Origin of the sequence: Streptococcus mitis (assembly GCF_047464965.1) — a bacterium.
GTDB lineage: Bacteria > Bacillota > Bacilli > Lactobacillales > Streptococcaceae > Streptococcus > Streptococcus mitis_DU.
Genome location: NZ_JASHAT010000008.1, coordinates 38,555 through 57,933, shown reverse-complemented (window position 1 = coordinate 57,933; position 19,379 = coordinate 38,555). Strand labels below are relative to the sequence as shown.

At 41.9% G+C, this 19,379-nt stretch carries 22 protein-coding genes; 21 read left to right on the top strand and 1 reads right to left on the bottom strand.

Annotated features, from left to right (window positions below; genetic code table 11):
• Positions 1–30 precede the first annotated feature (30 nt).
• The 11 genes from spx to QM408_RS06480 all read left to right on the top strand — a co-directional run bounded on the left by spx (position 31) and on the right by QM408_RS06480 (position 8,891).
• Positions 31–432, top strand: coding sequence for a transcriptional regulator Spx (gene spx, locus QM408_RS06530; protein ID WP_414373996.1), 402 nt, complete (start codon positions 31–33; stop codon positions 430–432).
• On the top strand, positions 432–710 hold the full coding sequence (locus QM408_RS06525) for a UPF0223 family protein (protein ID WP_020901523.1): 279 nt from the start codon (positions 432–434) through the stop codon (positions 708–710). The genes spx and QM408_RS06525 overlap by 1 nt, the downstream gene beginning before the upstream one ends.
• Positions 700–1,473: an inositol monophosphatase family protein gene (locus QM408_RS06520; protein WP_000444054.1), complete on the top strand. Its 774-nt coding sequence runs from the start codon at positions 700–702 to the stop codon at positions 1,471–1,473. Before QM408_RS06525 ends, QM408_RS06520 begins: the two co-directional genes overlap by 11 nt.
• Positions 1,474–2,778, top strand: coding sequence for an RsmF rRNA methyltransferase first C-terminal domain-containing protein (locus tag QM408_RS06515; RefSeq protein ID WP_414373994.1), 1,305 nt, complete (start codon positions 1,474–1,476; stop codon positions 2,776–2,778).
• A gap of 220 nt (positions 2,779–2,998) precedes the next feature.
• Positions 2,999–3,877, top strand: coding sequence for a phosphate ABC transporter substrate-binding protein PstS family protein (locus QM408_RS06510; protein WP_414301621.1), 879 nt, complete (start codon positions 2,999–3,001; stop codon positions 3,875–3,877).
• Positions 3,877–4,794 (top strand): phosphate ABC transporter permease subunit PstC, encoded by a 918-nt coding sequence (gene pstC / locus QM408_RS06505; RefSeq protein WP_001070903.1) that lies wholly within the window; start codon positions 3,877–3,879, stop codon positions 4,792–4,794. Before QM408_RS06510 ends, pstC begins: the two co-directional genes overlap by 1 nt.
• The gene (pstA, locus tag QM408_RS06500) at positions 4,784–5,668 is read left to right on the top strand and encodes a phosphate ABC transporter permease PstA (RefSeq protein ID WP_000543046.1); all 885 of its coding nucleotides are present in this window, start codon (positions 4,784–4,786) and stop codon (positions 5,666–5,668) included. Before pstC ends, pstA begins: the two co-directional genes overlap by 11 nt.
• A gap of 10 nt (positions 5,669–5,678) precedes the next feature.
• Positions 5,679–6,482 (top strand): phosphate ABC transporter ATP-binding protein PstB, encoded by an 804-nt coding sequence (gene pstB, locus QM408_RS06495; protein WP_000049848.1) that lies wholly within the window; start codon positions 5,679–5,681, stop codon positions 6,480–6,482.
• 12 nt (positions 6,483–6,494) lie between these two features.
• Positions 6,495–7,253: a phosphate ABC transporter ATP-binding protein PstB gene (gene pstB, locus QM408_RS06490; protein WP_060628585.1), complete on the top strand. Its 759-nt coding sequence runs from the start codon at positions 6,495–6,497 to the stop codon at positions 7,251–7,253.
• 11 nt (positions 7,254–7,264) lie between these two features.
• Positions 7,265–7,918, top strand: a complete 654-nt coding sequence (phoU, locus tag QM408_RS06485) for a phosphate signaling complex protein PhoU (protein WP_000946458.1) — start codon at positions 7,265–7,267, stop codon at positions 7,916–7,918.
• Positions 7,919–8,075: 157 nt separating this feature from the next.
• Positions 8,076–8,891: an ABC transporter substrate-binding protein gene (locus QM408_RS06480; protein WP_265475766.1), complete on the top strand. Its 816-nt coding sequence runs from the start codon at positions 8,076–8,078 to the stop codon at positions 8,889–8,891.
• A gap of 20 nt (positions 8,892–8,911) precedes the next feature.
• On the opposite strand, the gene QM408_RS06475 is transcribed toward QM408_RS06480, so the two are convergent.
• Entirely contained in the window at positions 8,912–10,183 is a 1,272-nt protein-coding gene (locus QM408_RS06475; protein WP_414373991.1) for an aminotransferase-like domain-containing protein, read from the bottom strand.
• Between the two features lie 294 nt (positions 10,184–10,477).
• Here QM408_RS06475 and budA point away from each other — a divergent pair, with 294 nt between their 5' ends.
• From budA to QM408_RS06425, 10 genes are all read left to right on the top strand, one after another.
• A complete protein-coding gene (gene budA, locus QM408_RS06470; RefSeq protein ID WP_000360312.1) occupies positions 10,478–11,209 on the top strand; it encodes an acetolactate decarboxylase in 732 nt (243 codons plus the stop codon).
• 9 nt (positions 11,210–11,218) lie between these two features.
• Positions 11,219–11,971 carry a YhfC family intramembrane metalloprotease gene (locus tag QM408_RS06465; RefSeq protein ID WP_414373989.1) on the top strand — a complete coding sequence of 251 codons (753 nt, stop codon included), beginning with the start codon at positions 11,219–11,221 and terminating at the stop codon, positions 11,969–11,971.
• Positions 11,972–12,082: 111 nt separating this feature from the next.
• Positions 12,083–12,988: a UDP-N-acetylmuramate dehydrogenase gene (murB, locus tag QM408_RS06460; RefSeq protein ID WP_261073662.1), complete on the top strand. Its 906-nt coding sequence runs from the start codon at positions 12,083–12,085 to the stop codon at positions 12,986–12,988.
• A 159-nt stretch (positions 12,989–13,147) separates the two neighbouring features.
• Entirely contained in the window at positions 13,148–14,305 is a 1,158-nt protein-coding gene (locus QM408_RS06455) for an ABC transporter ATP-binding protein (protein ID WP_000742900.1), read from the top strand.
• Entirely contained in the window at positions 14,286–15,092 is an 807-nt protein-coding gene (locus QM408_RS06450; protein WP_414373987.1) for an ABC transporter permease, read from the top strand. Before QM408_RS06455 ends, QM408_RS06450 begins: the two co-directional genes overlap by 20 nt.
• Positions 15,089–15,862 (top strand): ABC transporter permease, encoded by a 774-nt coding sequence (locus tag QM408_RS06445; protein ID WP_414373985.1) that lies wholly within the window; start codon positions 15,089–15,091, stop codon positions 15,860–15,862. The genes QM408_RS06450 and QM408_RS06445 overlap by 4 nt, the downstream gene beginning before the upstream one ends.
• Complete coding sequence (locus tag QM408_RS06440) at positions 15,859–16,929, top strand: ABC transporter substrate-binding protein (RefSeq protein WP_414373983.1); 1,071 nt, start codon at positions 15,859–15,861, stop codon at positions 16,927–16,929. Before QM408_RS06445 ends, QM408_RS06440 begins: the two co-directional genes overlap by 4 nt.
• Before the next feature lie 596 nt (positions 16,930–17,525).
• Positions 17,526–17,723: a hypothetical protein gene (locus tag QM408_RS09285; protein ID WP_253275431.1), complete on the top strand. Its 198-nt coding sequence runs from the start codon at positions 17,526–17,528 to the stop codon at positions 17,721–17,723.
• Positions 17,724–17,821: 98 nt separating this feature from the next.
• Positions 17,822–18,442, top strand: a complete 621-nt coding sequence (locus QM408_RS06430) for a tetratricopeptide repeat protein (RefSeq protein WP_261082682.1) — start codon at positions 17,822–17,824, stop codon at positions 18,440–18,442.
• 488 nt (positions 18,443–18,930) lie between these two features.
• Entirely contained in the window at positions 18,931–19,362 is a 432-nt protein-coding gene (locus tag QM408_RS06425; protein ID WP_414374035.1) for an LURP-one-related/scramblase family protein, read from the top strand.
• Positions 19,363–19,379: the final 17 nt, after the last annotated feature.

The window sequence follows — 19,379 nt, the reverse complement described above, 5'->3', positions numbered from 1 at the left end:
GTAGCAAAGTATAGATAAGAAGAGAAAAGCATGATTACACTATTTCTATCACCGAGCTGTACTTCATGTCGTAAGGCAAAGGCCTGGTTAGAAAAACATAAGGTTCCCTTTGAGGAACACAATATTATGACCAGTCCTTTAACAAGAAAAGAATTGCAACACATCCTTTCCTTGACCGAAAATGGTACTGATGACATCATTTCAACTCGTTCAAAAATTTTTCAAAAATTAGATATTGATGTAGAAAGTATTTCGGTATCAGAATTGCTTCATTTGATTGAGCAGTATCCAAGTCTTTTGCGTCGTCCAATTATTATCGATGACAAACGTATGCAGATCGGTTTTAATGAAGATGAGATTCGTGCTTTTCTCCCTCGTAGTTACCGTAAGCAAGAACTAAAAGAAGCAAGAATGAGAGCTGGTATTAGTTAATGAACAAACAGTATAGTTACCCACTAGATTTGTCGTGGAGCACTGAAGAACTTGCTTCAGTGCTTTCTTTTTTTAATGATGTTGAAGCTGCCTATGAAAGCAAGGTAGAGGCTAAAAAGTTACTGGACTCCTATAAGGGATTCAAGGCGGTTGTGCCAAGCAAGAGTGAAGAGAAACGTTTGGGACGAGAATTTGAAACAGTTAGTGGCTATTCGCTTTATCGAGCAGTTCAGACTGCCAAGGAAAAAGGGGAAGGGAAGATTTCTCTTGGAAAGTAAATTTGAATTTGCTAAAGAGCTTGTCAATAAGGCGGGTCAGTACATTCTTGACCATATGCAGGAAGACTTGTGTGTTGAAACCAAGTCCTCTCCAACAGATTTGGTGACCAGACTGGACAAGGAAGTTCAGGAACTCTTGGTTAGTGAGATTTTGTCTCGTTATCCTGAGGATAAGATTTGTGCTGAAGAAGGGTGTCTGCGAGCCTCGGTTAAAGAGGGTAAGGTTTGGGTCATTGATCCCATCGATGGGACCAATAATTTTGTGGCCCAGCAGGAAGATTTTGCTGTCATGATGGCTTATTTTGAAAATGGTCAGGGACAGTTTGGTCTGATTTATGATGTGGTCAAAGGGGATTGTTACCACGGTGGTGGGGAATTTCCAGTTTGTCTAAATGATAGGCCCCTAGCTCCCTTTAAAGCAAAACCACTTGGAGATTTCCTTATTGCAGGGAATAGTGGTATGCTGGAAACCAATGAATGGGGTCTGGCTGATTTGGGTCGAGCGGTCCTCGGTGTACGTGTCTATGGGAGTGCGGCCATTAGTTTTGCCAAGATTTTGTCAGGGCGTTTGTTGACCTATGTCACCTATCTGCAACCATGGGATTATGCCGCTGCAAGTATTTTAGGGGAAAGTCTGGGCTATCGGGTTGTGACCCTATCTGGTCAACCGCTTGATTTTCAAACCAGACAACCGGTCATGATGTTACCTCTTGAGATGCAGGAGGAAATTCAGTCCTATATTTACGAAAGGAAAAGAACTTAGATGCAATTTCCAGAAGGATTTGTTGAAAAATATGAAGAGATATTAGGAGATGAGGCAAGAGATTTTCTTGCCTCTTTTGAGGAGGAAGCGGTTTCGGCTTTTCGGATCAATCCTTTAAAAGAAGCGACAGTTTCCTTTCCTGATGCCATTCCTCAAACTCCTTGGGGCCACTATGGGAAGGTTTCAGGGAAATCGCCTGAGCATGCTACAGGGTTGGTTTATTCGCAAGAACCTGCTGCCCAGATGGTTGCTCAGGTAGCCAAGCCCAGTCCTGGGATGAAGGTCTTGGACTTGGCAGCTGCACCGGGTGGCAAATCAACTCAACTGGCAGCCTATCTAGCAGGGGAGGGGCTACTTGTTTCCAATGAAATTTCAAGCAAACGGGCTAAGATTTTAGTAGAAAATATGGAGCGCTTTGGAGCGACAAATGTCGTAGTGACTAATGAATCTGCCGACAGCTTGGCCAAGGTCTTTAAAGGCTATTTTGACCTTATTGTCCTTGATGCTCCTTGCTCTGGGGAAGGGATGTTTCGTAAGCAACCAGATGCTATGGACTATTGGAGCTTAGATTATCCGATTCAATGTGCTAGCTTGCAAAGAGAAATTCTGGAAGATGCAGTAACCATGCTAGCAGAAGGTGGTCGCTTGGTTTATTCAACCTGTACCTGGGCCCCCGAGGAAAACGAAGAGATTGTCAATTGGTTGCTGGAGGAGTATGATTTTGATTTGTTGCCAGTAGAGCATATCAATGGAATGGTAGCTGGAATTGACCTGCCAGAAACGGCTCGTATGTACCCACATCATTTTAAGGGAGAGGGGCAGTTTGTAGCTCATCTACAGTTTAAGGGTGACAATCCAGCTCCTAAATTTAAGGCAAGTAAGAGCAATCTCAGCCGAGAACAAGTTGTCTTGTGGCAGGAATTTGCCCAAAACCACTTGATAGTTAATCTACCGGGTATCTTGCAGACTTTTGGTGACCAACTCTATCTCCTGCCAGAACTTTTGCCAGATTTAGGGAAACTCAAGATTGCTCGGAATGGCCTGCATCTAGGCACTTTTAAGAAGAAACGCTTTGAGCCTAGTTTTGCTCTTGGTCTAGCCTTGAAACCGAGTCAGGTCAAGCAGTCGGTTGAAATTGACCAAGAGGCGTTTGTAAAGTATGTGGCTGGAGAAACCGTTCAGCTGGCGGAAAGTCTGCCAAATGGTTGGTACCAAGTTTTGGTTCAAGGAAATGGTTTGGGCTTTGCTAAGGTGACTGGAAATGTTTTGAAAAATTATTTTCCTAAAGGCCTCAGATTCAAGTGAAAATGCTAGTCAAAGTAGCTTGTCTATGTTATAGTGGAAGTATGGATTTTTTTCAAATTGTCTTTCATTTTAAGTCAAAATTGGTGGGCAAGGTAACTGAGCAAATGACTAGTAAAACTAAGCAAAGAACTTCAGTTGGCTCCCAATTTTCAAAAGAAAAACATAAATAAATAGTTGAAAAAATTCACAGCATTCACCATTATTTTCAAGGAGAAAAACAGTGAAAAAAAGGAAAAAACTCGCTCTATCCCTTGCGGCTCTCTTGCTAGCAGGTTCTTTGGCGGGATGTGCTAGCTGGATTGATCGTGGAGAATCCATGACAGCTGTTGGCTCAACGGCTCTTCAGCCCTTGGTCGAAGCAGCAGCAGATGAATTTGGCTCTATGCACGTTGGAAAAACAGTCAACGTCCAAGGTGGAGGATCTGGTACAGGTTTGTCTCAGGTTCAGTCTGGAGCCGTTGATGTAGGAAATTCAGACGTATTTGCCGAGGAAAAAGACGGTATCAACGCATCCGCTCTAGTGGACCATAAGGTTGCTGTAGCAGGCTTGGCAGTGATTGTAAATAAGGAAGTTGACGTTGAAAATCTAACAACTGAACAACTCCGTAGCATCTTCACAGGTCAAGTGACCAACTGGAAAGAAGTCGGTGGTAAAGACCTAGCCATTTCCATTATCAACCGCGCGGCAAGTTCTGGTTCGCGTGCAACCTTTGATAGTGTTGTCATGGATGGTCAATCTGCAGTGCAGAGTCAAGAACAGGATTCAAATGGGATGGTCAAAAACATTGTTTCCCAGACACCAGGAGCTATTTCTTACCTAGCCTTTGCCTATGTGGATGACTCGGTTAAACGCATGAAGTTGAATGGCTATGAGCCGATTGCTGAAAATGTTACAACCAATAACTGGCCTTTGTGGTCTTATGAACACATGTACACCCTAGGTCAGCCTAATGAATTGGTGGCAGAGTTTCTCAACTTTGTCCTCTCAGATGAAGCGCAAAGCGGAATCGTTAAGGGAATGGGCTATATTTCTGTCAAGGAAATGAAGGTTGAAAAAGATGCTGTAGGAACGGTGACAGCACTAGAAGGGAGTCAATAATGAATCAAGAAGAATTAGCTAAAAAATTACTTTCTCCCTCAAAGAACTCTCGTCTAGAGAAATTAGGAAAAGGCTTGACCTTTGCCTGCCTGTCTTTGATTGTCATCATTGTGGCCATGATTTTGATTTTCGTAGCCCAAAAAGGCTTGTCGACCTTCTTTGTCAATGGGGTCAACATCTTTGATTTTCTCTTTGGACAAACTTGGAATCCTTCAGGTAAACAATTTGGTGCCCTTCCCATGATTTTGGGTTCCTTCATTGTCACAATCCTATCAGCTCTTATCGCAACTCCTTTTGCCATCGGTGCGGCAGTCTTTATGACTGAAGTCTCACCAAAAGGTGCTAGAATCTTGCAACCAGCCATTGAATTGCTGGTCGGGATTCCTTCCGTTGTGTATGGATTTATCGGTTTGCAGGTCGTAGTTCCCTTTGTACGTAGTGTCTTTGGTGGAACTGGTTTTGGGATTCTGTCAGGGATTTTTGTTCTCTTTGTCATGATTTTACCGACGGTAACCTTTATGACAACCGATAGCTTGCGTGCGGTGCCTCGTCATTATCGTGAAGCTAGTTTGGCTATGGGGGCCACTCGCTGGCAAACCATCTGGCGCGTGACCTTGAAGGCAGCGCGTTCAGGGATTTTTACAGCAGTGGTCTTTGGGATGGCGCGTGCCTTTGGTGAAGCTCTAGCCATTCAGATGGTGGTCGGAAACTCAGCCGTAGTCCCAACTTCACTAACAACACCTGCTGCGACCTTGACCTCTGTTTTGACCATGGGTATCGGAAATACTGTTATGGGAACCGTTGACAATAACGTTCTCTGGTCACTGGCCTTAGTCTTGCTTTTGATGAGTTTGGCCTTCAACAGTGTGATTAAATTGATTACGAAAGAAAGAGGAAAGAAAAACTATGCACGCTAAGAAATTAGATAAAATTGCAACAGCTGTCCTCTACTCAATTGCAGGAATTATCGTTGCCATCTTGGCATCCTTGATTCTTTATATCTTGGTTCGTGGTTTGCCCCACATCTCTTGGTCTTTCTTGACTGGCAAATCATCTTCTTACCAAGCAGGCGGAGGGATTGGAATTCAGCTCTATAATTCCTTCTTCCTTTTGGTTATTACCTTGATTATCTCTGTTCCCTTGTCTATGGGGGCTGGGATTTTCCTAGCTGAATATGCTAAAAAAGGTCCTGTGACCAATTTTGTCAGAACCTGTATTGAAATCTTGTCTTCACTGCCATCAGTGGTTGTGGGTCTCTTTGGTTACTTGATCTTTGTAGTTCAGTTTGAGTATGGATTTTCAATTATTTCAGGTGCCTTGGCCTTGACAGTCTTTAACTTGCCTCAGATGACTCGAAATGTTGAGGACAGCTTGAAACACGTTCACCATACGCAACGTGAGGCTGGTTTGGCCCTTGGGATTTCTCGTTGGGAGACAGTGGTCCATGTGGTCATTCCAGAAGCTCTTCCAGGTATTGTGACTGGGGTCGTCTTAGCTTCTGGTCGTATTTTTGGTGAGGCGGCTGCTTTGATCTATACTGCAGGACAATCCGCTCCAGCTCTTGACTGGTCTAACTGGAATATTCTCAGTGTAACTAGCCCAATCTCTATCTTCCGTCAAGCAGAAACCTTGGCTGTCCACATCTGGAAAGTCAATAGTGAAGGAACCATTCCTGATGGCACAATCGTATCAGCAGGTTCTGCAGCTGTGCTCCTCATCTTTATCCTCATTTTTAACTTTGGAGCCCGCAAACTCGGAAGCTACCTACATAAGAAATTAACCGCTGCCTAAAGGAGAAGCCATGTCAAAATATAATTGGGATGAAAAGCATATCATCACCTTTCCTGAAGAGAAAGTGGCCCTCTCTACTAAGGATTTACATGTTTACTACGGTAAAAATGAATCTATCAAGGGCATCGATATGCAATTTGAAAAAAATAAAATTACTGCCTTAATTGGCCCTTCTGGATCAGGAAAATCAACCTACCTCCGCAGTCTCAATCGGATGAATGATACCATTGATATTGCCAAGGTCACAGGTCAAATTCTCTACCAAGGGATTGACGTCAACCGTCCAGAAATCAATGTCTATGAGATGCGTAAGCACATTGGAATGGTCTTCCAACGCCCAAATCCCTTTGCCAAGTCTATCTACCGCAATATCACTTTTGCCCATGAACGTGCAGGAGTTAAGGACAAGCAAGTTTTGGATGAAATTGTGGAAACTTCTCTTCGTCAGGCTGCCCTTTGGGACCAGGTCAAAGACGATTTGCACAAGTCAGCCTTGACCCTATCAGGTGGTCAGCAGCAACGTCTCTGTATCGCTCGTGCTATCTCGGTTAAACCAGATATTCTCTTGATGGATGAGCCGGCGTCAGCTTTGGATCCGATTGCGACAGCCCAGCTGGAAGAAACTATGCTGGAATTAAAGAAGGACTTTACCATCATCATCGTGACCCACAGTATGCAGCAGGCTGCGCGTGCTAGTGACTACACAGGATTTTTCTACTTGGGTGACTTGATAGAGTATGATAAGACCTCTAATATTTTCCAAAATGCCAAACTACAGTCAACCAATGACTACGTAACAGGACACTTTGGATAGAAAGGAAACAGTATGAAAGAAGCGATTTTACAGGTGTCAGACCTGTCCGTTTACTACAATCAAAAGAAGGCCTTGAATAGTGTTTCCCTATCTTTCCAACCTAAGGAAATTACAGCCTTGATCGGTCCATCTGGATCAGGGAAATCAACCCTCCTAAAGGCTATCAACCGCATGGGTGATCTCAATCCAGAGGTAACCACAACTGGTTCAGTAGTTTATAATGGTCACAACATCTACAGCCCACGTACAGATACAGTTGAATTGCGGAAGGAAATCGGTATGGTCTTTCAACAACCGAACCCTTTCCCTATGTCTATCTACGAAAATGTTGTTTACGGGCTTCGTATCAATGGAGTTAAGGATAAGCAGGTTCTGGATGAAGCAGTAGAAAAAGCCTTGCAACGAGCTTCTATCTGGGATGAGGTCAAGGATCGCCTGCATGATTCAGCTATCGGGCTTTCAGGTGGACAACAACAACGTGTCTGTGTTGCTCGTGTCTTGGCAACCAGTCCTAAAATCATTCTCTTGGATGAACCGACTTCAGCTCTGGACCCTATCTCGGCTGGTAAGATTGAGGAAACCTTGTATGGTTTAAAAGATAAATACACCATGCTCTTGGTTACGCGTTCCATGCAACAAGCCTCTCGTATTTCTGACAAGACAGGATTTTTCCTAGATGGAGATCTGATCGAGTTTAACGATACCAAGAAGATGTTCCTCAACCCACAACACAAGGAAACAGAAGATTATATTTCAGGAAAATTTGGATAAGGAGATAAATGATGTTACGTTCTCAATTTGAAGAAGATTTGGAGAAATTGCACAACCAGTTCTATGCAATGGGACAAGAAGTGCTATCCCAAATCAATCGGACAGTGCGTGCCTTTGTTACGCATGACCGTGATTTGGCCAAGGAAGTCATCGAAGACGATGCAGAAGTGAACGAATACGAAGTGAAATTGGAAAAGAAATCATTTGAAATGATTGCCCTTCAACAACCCGTTTCTCAGGACTTGCGTACTGTTTTGACAGTCTTGAAGGCTGTATCTGACTTGGAACGTATGGGTGACCATGCCGTTTCCATTGCCAAGGCGGCAATTCGTATGAAGGGGGAGCAACGCATCCCAGCTGTTGAAGAAGAAATAAAGAGAATGGGTCGCGATGTCAAGAACTTCGTCGAAGCAGCCCTTGAACTCTATCTCAATGGTTCAGTAGATCAGGCCTATGAAGTAGCAGCAATGGATGAAAAAATCAACCATTACTTTGATAGCATTCGTGACTTGGCTACAGAAGAAATCAAGAAAAATCCTGATGCCATTGTTACAGGTCGTGATTATTTCCAAGTGATTGCCTTCTTGGAACGTATTGGAGACTATGCCAAGAATATCTGTGAATGGGTTGTTTACTTTGAAACAGGTAAGATTGTCGAACTATAAAATAGAGTCATTCTGTATAAAAAGGAGCTTGAAATCAATTAATAGCTCCTTTTATTGAATGAAAAAAATATTTTTAAGATAAAAATTCAAAAAACACTTGACAAGTATCTTGGATAGCGTTATAATTATACAAAATTAACAGAGAGGTTGTTTATTTATGAAATCAAAAAAATGGATATTTGTTTTATGTAGTTTTCTTGCAAGTTTCTTCTTAGTAGCTTGCCAGTCGGGTTCTAATGGTTCTCAGTCAGCTGTTGAGGCCATTAAGCAAAAGGGGAAATTAGTTGTGGCGACCAGTCCTGACTATGCACCTTTTGAATTTCAGTCTTTAGTTGACGGGAAAAATCAGGTAGTCGGTGCGGATATTGATATGGCCCAAGCTATCGCTGATGAACTTGGGGTGAAGTTGGAAATTTCAAGCATGAGTTTTGACAATGTCTTGACCAGTCTTCAAACTGGTAAGGCTGACCTAGCAGTTGCGGGAATTAGCGCTACTGACGAGAGAAAAGAGGTCTTTGATTTTTCAATCCCTTACTATGAAAACAAGATTAGTTTCTTGGTTCGTAAGTCTGATGTAGAAAAATACAAGGATTTAACTAGCCTTGAAAGTGCTAATATTGCAGCCCAAAAAGGGACTGTTCCAGAAGCTATGGTCAAGGAACAATTGCCAAAAGCTCAGTTGACTTCCCTAACCAATATGGGTGAAGCTGTTAATGAATTACAGGCTGGAAAAGTAGATGCTGTTCACATGGATGAGCCTGTTGCTCTTAGCTATGCTGCTAAAAATGCCGACCTAGCTGTCGCAACTGTCAGCTTGAAGATGAAGGATGGCGAAGCCAATGCAGTTGCCCTTAGAAAAAATAGTGCTGATTTGAAAGAAGTGGTGGACAAGGTCATCCAAAAACTCAAGGATGAAGGTACCTACAAAAAATATCTTGAAAAAGCGGCAACCTTAACAGAAGTTGAACAATAAGAAAAAAGCAGAGTTGGAAGTCATTCCAATTCTGCTTTTAAATAGTTTAAAACCTTTTCCAGATTTTCTAAGGACACCTTGGCAAATTGATAAGGACAGGCACCCAAGTAAGCCTCTTCAAAGAAGTCCAAGCCCAGTTGGCTGTGTTTGAGACTAGCAATTTTAGGATACTGTCTGAGGTCTAGCAATAAACCATCATGAAGCGGAAAGTGAGGAAGGGGACAAGGTATTTTAGCTAGTCTTTCCTCGATTTGTTTTTGGTAAGCTTCCTGATTGGATAAGCGAGCTAGCCGATTTTTGTCAAATAATTGACTGTCAATATAGAGTGATAAGGCCTTTTGCATGATAAGGTTGCTGTCGTAGTCTAGGATATTTTTGTAGGCGACAAAGGCTTCTTTGATAGCATTTGGAAGGATGAGTGCCGTAATCCGCAGGGCTGGAAAGAGGCTGGTTGAGAAGGACTTTATGTAAATTACGAGCTTCTCTGTATCCAGATAGTGGAAGGTCTGGCCCTTCTTGGAGTCCAAATCCCCCAGATAATCGTCTTCGACGATATAAACACCATACTTAGCTGCTAAGTCAAGAATAGCCCGTTTGTCCTGTTCTGAATAGGAATGCCCCAGAGGATAGTGAAAACGAGGAATGGTGTAGAAAAACTTAATTTTTCCTGTTTTGAAGTGACCTTCCAGTTCCTCCAAGTCAATCCCATCAATGCCTCGTTCAATCGTTTGATAGTCTAAGCCCTGAGCAATCAAGAGGCGATTCATCCGATGGTAGGTCGGCTGTTCCACCAAGATTTCCTTGGCTTGGCTAGGAAAGGATATTTGAGAAAGGATAAACAAGGCTTGCTGGGTTCCAGAAGTCAGTACAAGTTGATCAGCCTTACAGTAGAGAGCTTGGTCAAAGAGGAGCTGGTGAATGGATTGTCTTAAGTCTTCTAATCCTTCTTGGTTGTCATAGTAGTTGAAGAGGTAGTTTTCCCGGCCAATCAAGGTTTCATTGACACAGAGTCGGAAATCGTCATAGGCACTGGCATGTTCGTCAGTGACTTCGATTTCTAGATCCTGGTGTTGCCCTTGTTCTAGGACATAGTAACCACTCTGGGGCTTGGCATAGAGGTATTGTTCGTGCCGTAATTCCAGAAGGGCTCTCTGAATGGTATCCTTGCTACAGTGAAAGTCAAGGCTCAGTTGACGGATAGAAGGCAGGCGACTTCCCGTTGGAAAACGTCCAGACTCGATACCGTTTTTCAGATAGGAAACAACCTCTTGGTACTTGCTTTGTTTCTTCATTCCAGACCTCCCTTGATTTTGTTACATTGTACCTTTTTTTTTCCTTCTTGGCAATGTCTAGAGTGTTTCTATCGTTCACATCTAGGGGTAAATGTGGTATACTTAGGAGTAACATTTATAGAATAATACTCTTCGAAAATCTCTTCAAACCACGTCAGCTTCGCCTTGCCGTAGATATATGTAACTGACTTCGTCAGTCTTATCTACAACCTCAAAGCAGTGCTTTGAGCAACCTGTGGCTCGCTTCCTAGTTTGCTTTTTGATTTTCATTGAGTATAACAGTCAAGAAAGAGAATGGATAAGAACGTGCAGGAACCAGTGAAATTATTTCAATACAATACTCTTGGAGCCTTGATGGCTGGCCTTTATGGTGGTACCATGACAGTGGGAGAATTGCTAGAGCATGGTGACCTTGGTTTGGGAACCTTGGATTCCATTGACGGGGAATTGATTGTCTTGGATGGCAAGGCTTATCAGGCCAAAGGATCAGGAGAGCAACCAGAAATTGTTGAAGTGTCGCCAGATGCCCTTATTCCTTATGCAGCAGTGGTACCGCATCAGGCAGAGGTCATTTTCCGCCAGCGCTTTGAGATGACAGACAAGGAATTGGAAGAGCGGATTGAGTCTTATTATGATGGGGAAAATCTTTTCCGCTCTATCAAGATTCGGGGGGAATTTTCACATATGCATGTGCGCATGATTCCAAAGTCGACACCAGATACCAAGTTTGCTGATGTCGCAACCCATCAACCGGAATATAGTCGTGACAATGTGGTGGGAACCATCGTTGGTTTCTGGACGCCAGAGATTTTCCATGGGGTCAGTGTGGCAGGCTACCATCTGCACTTCATCTCAGATGATTTGACTTTCGGTGGACATGTCATGGACTTTGTCATCAAGGAAGGTATTATCGAGGTGGGAGCAGTTGACCAATTGGACCAACGTTTCCCAGTTCAAGACCGTCAATACTTGTTTGCTAAGTTTAATGTTGACGAGATGAAAAAAGATATTGAAAAGGCGGAATAGGAGAAGAAAATGACCATTCATATTATCATTACCATGGTGCTGTTGCTGGCTTTCTTGATAGGGAGCATTTGGTATGCCAAAAAGAAACACCAGATCAATCTAGCTGTCTTGGGCTTGGGGGCTGTTGCTTTCTTTGTCTCTTCACAGATTTTAGAAAAACTGGTGCATATTTTGGTTTTACATCCTCAAAAAGACGGTAGTATTGCCCTCATGCAAGACCATCCGCTTGTCTATATCATCTATGGCCTAGCCATGGCAGCATTTTTTGAGGAAACTGCTCGTCTTATTTTCTTCAAATGGTTGGAGAAAAAGAGAAGTTTGGAAAAGGCAGATGCTTTGGCTTATGGATTGGGGCATGGTGGCTTGGAGTTGATTTTCCTAGGTCTTACTAGTTTGATTAATCTCTACATCGTTCTCTCAGCAGTTCAAACGCAAAATCCACAGGTTATGCAATTGCTGTCTGAAAATATGTTGAAAACTATTCAGTCGCTATCAGTCTGGCAGATTTATTTGCTTGGTTTTGAGCGAATCTTGGCCCTAGGTTTCCAATTACTCTTGACTGTTTGGGTTTACCAAGCTGTTCGCCAGAAGAAATGGATTTATCTCCTAGCGGCCTATGGACTACATGCCTTCTTTGACCTAGCACCATCTCTTGCCCAAGTTGGCTGGTTGACCAATCCAGTCTTGGTTGAAGTTGTCCTAGCACTTGAACTTGTTCTGGTTGCCTATGGAACAAAGGCTATCTTTTGCAAAAAATCATAAAAAGAGGGGAAACCTCTTTTTTTGTTTAAAATAAGCCCAAGATTTTTTTAGGGTCGTCAAATGGTCTTAAAAATGGTATAATGGAATGAATTTTGTAAAAGGAAGAGTGTCATGTCAGTAAAAGAAAAAATGCTTGAAATCTTAGAAGGGATTGATATCCGTTTCAAGGAACCCTTGCATAGCTATAGTTATACAAAAGTAGGTGGAGAGGCCGATTATTTGGTCTTTCCACGAAATCGTTTTGAGTTGGCTCGCGTTGTCAAATTTGCCAATCAAGAAAGTATTCCTTGGATGGTCCTTGGAAATGCTAGCAACATCATCGTTCGTGATGGTGGGATTCGTGGATTTGTCATCTTGTGTGACAAGCTCAATAATGTTTCCGTTGATGGCTATACCATCGAAGCTGAAGCTGGTGCTAACTTGATTGAAACAACTCGCATTGCCCTTCGCCATAGCTTGACTGGCTTTGAGTTTGCTTGTGGTATTCCAGGGAGCGTCGGTGGTGCTGTCTTTATGAATGCGGGTGCCTATGGTGGCGAGATTGCCCACATCTTGCAGTCTTGTAAGGTCTTGACCAAGGATGGAGAAATAGAGACCCTGTCTGTCAAGGATTTGGCTTTTGGTTACCGCCACTCAGCCATTCAAGAGTCTGGTGCAGTTGTCTTGTCAGCTAAATTTGCCCTTGCTCCAGGAAGCCATCAGGTTATCAAGCAAGAAATGGATCGTTTGACGCATCTACGTGAACTCAAGCAACCTTTGGAATACCCATCTTGTGGTTCGGTCTTTAAGCGTCCTGTTGGTCATTTTGCAGGTCAATTAATTTCAGAAGCTGGCTTGAAAGGCTATCGTATCGGTGGAGTAGAAGTCTCAGAAAAACACGCAGGATTTATGATTAATGTTGCTGATGGAACGGCCAAAGACTACGAAGACTTGATTGAGTCTGTGATTGAAAAAGTCAAGGAACACTCTGGCGTTACTCTTGAGAGAGAAGTCCGTATTTTAGGTGAAAGCAAGTAGGAAGCTTTAGCTAAAAAGCTGCTGCTATGTCATGGAAAGGGGGTGAAAGCCTATCGTCAGTGCAGAAGAATGTAGGCAGTTCAATCTCCTACACGAGGTAGTAGCGGCCTGACAGAGCCCTGATCTGTTAATCTATGAAAAAGAAGGAATAAATGACAATTGAAAAAACCAATTATTGAATTCAAAAACGTCTCAAAAGTTTTTGAAGACAGCAACACCAAGGTTCTCAAAGATATCAACTTTGAGTTGGAAGAAGGGAAGTTCTATACTCTTCTAGGCGCATCTGGTTCAGGGAAATCAACCATCCTAAACATCATTGCAGGTTTACTGGATGCGACGACAGGAGATATTTTATTGGACGGTGTCCGAATCAATGACATTCCAACCAACAAGCGAGACGTCCATACGGTCTTCCAATCCTATGCCTTGTTTCCACATATGAATGTGTTTGAAAATGTTGCCTTTCCACTACGCTTGCGCAAGATTGACAAGAAAGAAATCGAGCAACGCGTAGCGGAAGTTCTCAAGATGGTTCAGTTGGAAGGGTACGAAAAACGTTCTATTCGTAAACTTTCTGGAGGACAACGTCAGCGTGTGGCCATTGCCCGCGCCATCATCAATCAACCTCGTGTGGTTTTGTTGGATGAGCCCTTGTCAGCGCTGGACTTGAAATTGCGAACAGACATGCAGTACGAACTCCGTGAACTACAACAACGATTGGGCATTACCTTTGTCTTTGTCACTCACGATCAGGAAGAAGCCCTTGCCATGAGTGACTGGATTTTCGTTATGAATGATGGCGAGATTGTCCAGTCTGGAACGCCTGTGGACATCTACGACGAGCCAATCAACCACTTTGTTGCCACCTTTATTGGTGAGTCAAACATCTTGCCAGGTACCATGATTGAGGACTACTTGGTTGAGTTTAACGGCAAACGCTTTGAAGCGGTCGATGGAGGGATGAAGCCCAATGAACCAGTCGAAGTCGTGATTCGTCCAGAGGACTTACGCATTACCCTTCCTGAAGAAGGCAAACTCCAAGTTAAGGTTGATACCCAGCTCTTTCGTGGGGTTCACTATGAAATCATCGCCTATGACGAACTCGGAAATGAATGGATGATCCACTCAACTCGTAAGGCCATCGTGGGTGAGGAAATCGGTCTGGACTTTGAACCAGAAGACATCCACATCATGCGTCTCAACGAAACCGAAGAAGAGTTCGATGCCCGTATCGAAGAATACGTGGAAATCGAAGAGCAAGAAGCAGGTCTGATCAATGCAATCGAGGAGGAAAGAGATGAAGAAAACAAGCTCTAAACTCTTTGTAGTGCCCTACATGCTCTGGATTGCCCTCTTTGTGTTGGCACCCTTGGTCCTGATTTTCGGTCAATCCTTTTTCAACATTGAAGGCCAGTTTAGTTTAGAAAACTATAAATCTTACTTTGCGTCACAAAACTTGACCTACCTAAAAATGAGTTTCAACTCTGTACTATATGCAGGAATTGTGACCTTTGTGACCTTGCTTATCAGCTATCCAACAGCCCTCTTTTTGACCCGTCTCAAGCACCGTCAACTCTGGCTCATGCTGATTATCCTGCCAACTTGGATCAATTTGCTCCTCAAGGCCTATGCCTTTATCGGAATTTTTGGTCAAAATGGCTCTATTAACCAATTTTTGGAATTTATCGGAATCGGTTCGCAACAGTTGCTCTTTACTGATTTCTCCTTTATTTTTGTCGCAAGCTACATCGAGCTTCCCTTTATGCTTTTGCCCATTTTCAATGTCTTGGACGATATGGATAATAACCTCATCAATGCCAGCTACGATCTGGGTGCGACCAAGTGGGAGACCTTCCGCCATGTCATCTTCCCTCTATCGATGAACGGCGTGCGAAGTGGAGTTCAGTCGGTCTTTATTCCAAGCTTGAGTCTCTTCATGCTGACCCGTTTGATTGGTGGGAACCGCGTTATCACCTTGGGGACAGCCATTGAGCAGAACTTCCTGACAAATGACAACTACGGTATGGGTTCTACCATCGGTGTGATTCTCATCCTGACCATGTTCATCACCATGTGGGTGACCAAGGAAAGGAGAGAACGATGAAAAAAATTGCCAATCTTTATCTGGGACTAGTCTTTCTTGTCCTCTACCTGCCGATTTTTTACCTGATTGGCTACGCCTTTAATGCAGGCAACGACATGAATAGCTTTACAGGCTTTAGTTTGAGTCATTTTAAAACCATGTTTAGCGATGGTCGCCTTATGTTAATTGTGACCCAGACCTTTTTCTTGGCCTTTCTGTCAGCATTGATAGCGACCATTATCGGGACTTTCGGTGCTATTTACATCTACCAGTCTCGTAAGAAATACCAAGAAGCCTTTCTATCACTCAATAATATCCTCATGGTTGCGCCTGACGTTATGATTGGTGCCAGCTTCTTGATTCTCTTTACCCAACTCAAGTTTTCACTTGGATTTTTGACTGTTCTATCTAGTCACGTGGCCTTCTCCATTCCTATCGTGGTCTTGATGGTCTTACCTCGTCTCAAGGAAATGAACGGCGATATGATTCATGCGGCCTATGACCTTGGTGCCAGTCAATTTCAGATGTTCAAGGAAATTATGCTTCCTTATCTGACTCCGTCTATCATTGCAGGTTATTTCATGGCCTTCACCTATTCGCTAGATGACTTTGCTGTGACCTTCTTTGTAACGGGAAATGGCTTTTCAACCCTATCAGTCGAGATTTACTCTCGTGCTCGCAAGGGGATTTCGCTAGAAATCAATGCCCTGTCTGCCCTTGTCTTTCTCTTTAGTATTATCCTAGTTGTTGGCTATTACTTTATCTCACGTGAGAAGGAGGAGCAAGCATGAAAAAACTCTATTCATTTTTAGCAGGAATTGCTGCGATTATCCTAGTCTTGTGGGGAATTGCGACTCATTTAGATAGTAAAATCAATAGCCGAGATAGTCAAAAACTGGTCATCTACAACTGGGGTGACTATATCGATCCAGAACTATTGGAGCAATTCACAGAAGAAACAGGCATCCAAGTCCAGTATGAGACCTTTGATTCCAACGAAGCCATGTATACCAAGATCAAGCAGGGTGGAACGACCTACGATATTGCCATCCCTAGTGAATACATGATCAACAAGATGAAGGACGAAGACCTCTTGGTACCACTTGATTATTCAAAACTTGAAGGTCTTGAAAATATCGGACCAGAGTTCCTCAACCAGTCCTTTGACCCAGGCAATAAATTCTCCATCCCTTACTTCTGGGGAACTTTGGGAATTGTCTACAATGAAACTATGGTAGATGAAGCGCCTGAGCATTGGGATGACCTTTGGAAGCCAGAGTATAAGAACTCTATCATGCTCTTTGATGGGGCGCGTGAGGTGCTGGGACTGGGACTCAATTCCCTCGGCTACAGCCTCAACTCCAAGAATAGCCAGCAGTTGGAAGAGACAGTGGACAAGCTCTACAAGTTGACTCCAAATATCAAGGCTATTGTGGCGGACGAGATGAAGGGTTACATGATTCAGAATAATGCTGCAATCGGTGTGACCTTCTCTGGTGAAGCTAGCCAAATGTTAGAAAAAAATGAAAATCTACGCTATGTGGTTCCGACTGAGGCCAGCAACCTTTGGTTTGACAATATGGTCATTCCCAAAACAGTTAAAAACCAAGATGCCGCCTATGCCTTTATCAACTTTATGTTGCAACCCGAAAATGCTCTTAAAAATGCAGAGTATGTCGGTTATTCAACACCAAACCTACCAGCTAAGGAACTGCTCCCAGAGGAGAAAAAAGAAGACAAGGCCTTCTATCCAGATGCTGAAACCATGAAACACCTAGAAGTTTACGAGAAATTTAACCATAAATGGACAGGCAAATACAGCGACCTCTTCCTACAATTTAAAATGTATCGTAAGTAGGAGTAGAATGTCCGAAAACGAATCAGTCAAGCTGGTTCGTTTTTTTATGTAAAAGGCAATTTTTGTAACTGTATGTTTTTCTATGATAGTTGCTGTGTTTAGTAATATGAAAATTGAGTATAAAAATAGTGATAAGTGAAATAACGGCGCATTTGTTTCAAGATTTTTTTATTTGTTGAATTCTATCTCCTTCATTAAAATTTTTTAAATTGACTACTAGCTACATACGTTTTTACCTCCTTTTATGCTATAATATTCTCAATAGAATCTTTAATATTCAAATAAATATTCCTTATGGAATAATTCCGTTTTATACTGTTTAGAATATTTAAGAGGATACAATGTTTAATAATGATTCTTTTGGAGATCGTCTTAAGAAACTGAGAAAGATCAAGAAGTTAACTCAGGTACAAATTTCTGAAATGATTGGTGGATAACAAGGTACTTATTCTCGTTAGGAGAATGGAACTTTAGAGCCTAATTTAGACGCCGTTGTCAAATTAGCAAAATTATTTGATATCACGACAGATTATTTACTAGGAAAAACGATTTATAGTACTCTAGATGGTATTTCTCATCCAATCACTAGAATTGATATGAAGAAGTTAAAAGAGTTTAATAAAACTGAACTTAATGATTTGAAATTTGCGCTTGTTATGAATGGAATAAAAAAACATTTCACTGTATTTGACTATATGGATGAGCTAGTTTCTGAATATAATTTAGACAAAGAAGAGCAAGGAATATTGCCGACTCTCTTTAAAGAGGTTTATGATTATTTTAATGCAGATTAATGGTTTATAAGATTAATCCTCAATAGATAGAGAATAATATATTCTTGTTGAGTGATTCTATTTTATGAAGGTTGTTTGTAGTTGAAGGGGGGAAATAGATGGACTCTAAAATTGATACAGCTTGGAACTTGTTTCTGGAAGGAAAAATATCAGAAGCTAAAAAGTTAGTTGAACAAGATTTTTCCATTGATACCTGTACGAATTTTAGTCTTTTAAATTTGATGGGATATTTATTGTTAGCAGAAAAAGACTATGTTTCATGTACCCATATCTTTGAGAAATACATTTTATTGGCGCAACAAAATGAAGATAAAGACAATGAACACATTGGCTTACATCAATTAGCTATGATTTACAGAGATCAGGGGTATTTTCATAAGGCTTTAAAACTTATTGAAGATGAAGAGAAGATAGTTGAAGAGCATTTTCCAAATGATAATCTAAAGAAAGCTGTGAATAACTACGAACAGGGCTATGTGAGATTTAAATTAAACAATCTTGATGAGGCTCTTACATTCATGAATCTGTCATTGGAACAATCTTTAGAGACTGATGATGTAATTTCTCAAGCTTGTAGCTATAGAGGATTAGGTGAAATCTATTCAGCCTTGGAAGATACGGAGTTATCCAACACACATTTCAAACAAGCTATAGAACTTTTCGAAAGTGTTGGAGAATTTGAAGGGATAAAGGAAATTGAGGAATTGATTAATGAATGATTTTACATTTAGATTTTGTTATTAGTTTGCTTTATCTTAAAGAATGTAGATATGCAATTGACAGTCTAGATAATATTAAAGCGAGAGAGTGATATGTTATTTTGGATTTGTTTAATATCAACAATTATATTGGCTAATTTTGTTCGCCTGAAAGAGTAATCAAAGATACAGGGAATTGGTCTGATTCAATGGAGATCATTTCCAGTTGACGCAGACTTAAAAAAACGATATAATAAGAAAGTTGAGAATTGATTTTCAGTTGTCTTAGTCCAGAGAAATGGCGGTGCTGCGAGCCATCTAAGCTAGGAAGTCATGCTACTCAATCATACAATTGCATAAGAATAAGAGAATGACAAGTTCATTGAATGAAGGTGGTACCGCGGTTTTTCGCCCTTCGTGATATGAACTTGTCTTTTGATTTTTTGGAGGTGTTGATGAAAACATTTCTTGTCAAATAAAAGTTTCGTCTTGGAGGCGAGCGCTTTGCTATCAAGGATGACAGGGGAGAAATCGCCTATCAGGTAGAGGGATCATTTTTTAAAATTCCCAAAACCTTTACTATCTATGATGCATTTGGTAACCAAGTCAGTGAGATTAGTAAAGAGATTTGGACCCTACTTCCTCGTTTTGAGATTCAGCTTCAGGACGGATCGAGTTTTGTCATTCGTAAGAAGTTGACCTTTTGGCGAGATAAGTATGAGTTTGATAATCTAGGTCTTCGTATTGAGGGCAATATCTGGGATTTGGATTTCAAATTGCTGGATGATCGCGATCAGCTGATTGCGGAAATTAAGAAGGAACTCTTCCATCTGACTTCTACCTACACTGTAACGGTTCTTGAAGACGCTTATGCAGACCTAGTCATTTCCCTCTGTGTCGCCATTGACTATGTGGAAATGCTGGAAAGCCAATCACATTAAAGAAGTAAATAAGGAGA

What these genes read in the sequence shown, in the direction of transcription:
- QM408_RS06430 (WP_261082682.1), top strand. Translation starts at nt 17,822, where the DNA reads ATGGACTCTAAAATTGATACAGCTTGGAACTTGTTTCTGGAAGGAAAA.
- QM408_RS06480 (WP_265475766.1), top strand. Translation starts at nt 8,076, where the DNA reads ATGAAATCAAAAAAATGGATATTTGTTTTATGTAGTTTTCTTGCAAGT.
- pstB (WP_060628585.1), top strand. Translation starts at nt 6,495, where the DNA reads ATGAAAGAAGCGATTTTACAGGTGTCAGACCTGTCCGTTTACTACAAT.
- QM408_RS06525 (WP_020901523.1), top strand. Translation starts at nt 432, where the DNA reads ATGAACAAACAGTATAGTTACCCACTAGATTTGTCGTGGAGCACTGAA.
- QM408_RS06440 (WP_414373983.1), top strand. Translation starts at nt 15,859, where the DNA reads ATGAAAAAACTCTATTCATTTTTAGCAGGAATTGCTGCGATTATCCTA.
- QM408_RS06465 (WP_414373989.1), top strand. Translation starts at nt 11,219, where the DNA reads ATGACCATTCATATTATCATTACCATGGTGCTGTTGCTGGCTTTCTTG.
- pstA (WP_000543046.1), top strand. Translation starts at nt 4,784, where the DNA reads ATGCACGCTAAGAAATTAGATAAAATTGCAACAGCTGTCCTCTACTCA.
- QM408_RS06445 (WP_414373985.1), top strand. Translation starts at nt 15,089, where the DNA reads ATGAAAAAAATTGCCAATCTTTATCTGGGACTAGTCTTTCTTGTCCTC.
- pstB (WP_000049848.1), top strand. Translation starts at nt 5,679, where the DNA reads ATGTCAAAATATAATTGGGATGAAAAGCATATCATCACCTTTCCTGAA.
- QM408_RS06475 (WP_414373991.1), bottom strand. Translation starts at nt 10,183, where the DNA reads ATGAAGAAACAAAGCAAGTACCAAGAGGTTGTTTCCTATCTGAAAAAC.
- budA (WP_000360312.1), top strand. Translation starts at nt 10,478, where the DNA reads ATGGATAAGAACGTGCAGGAACCAGTGAAATTATTTCAATACAATACT.
- murB (WP_261073662.1), top strand. Translation starts at nt 12,083, where the DNA reads ATGTCAGTAAAAGAAAAAATGCTTGAAATCTTAGAAGGGATTGATATC.
- QM408_RS09285 (WP_253275431.1), top strand. Translation starts at nt 17,526, where the DNA reads ATGAAGAAGTTAAAAGAGTTTAATAAAACTGAACTTAATGATTTGAAA.
- QM408_RS06450 (WP_414373987.1), top strand. Translation starts at nt 14,286, where the DNA reads ATGAAGAAAACAAGCTCTAAACTCTTTGTAGTGCCCTACATGCTCTGG.
- QM408_RS06515 (WP_414373994.1), top strand. Translation starts at nt 1,474, where the DNA reads ATGCAATTTCCAGAAGGATTTGTTGAAAAATATGAAGAGATATTAGGA.
- pstC (WP_001070903.1), top strand. Translation starts at nt 3,877, where the DNA reads ATGAATCAAGAAGAATTAGCTAAAAAATTACTTTCTCCCTCAAAGAAC.
- phoU (WP_000946458.1), top strand. Translation starts at nt 7,265, where the DNA reads ATGTTACGTTCTCAATTTGAAGAAGATTTGGAGAAATTGCACAACCAG.
- spx (WP_414373996.1), top strand. Translation starts at nt 31, where the DNA reads ATGATTACACTATTTCTATCACCGAGCTGTACTTCATGTCGTAAGGCA.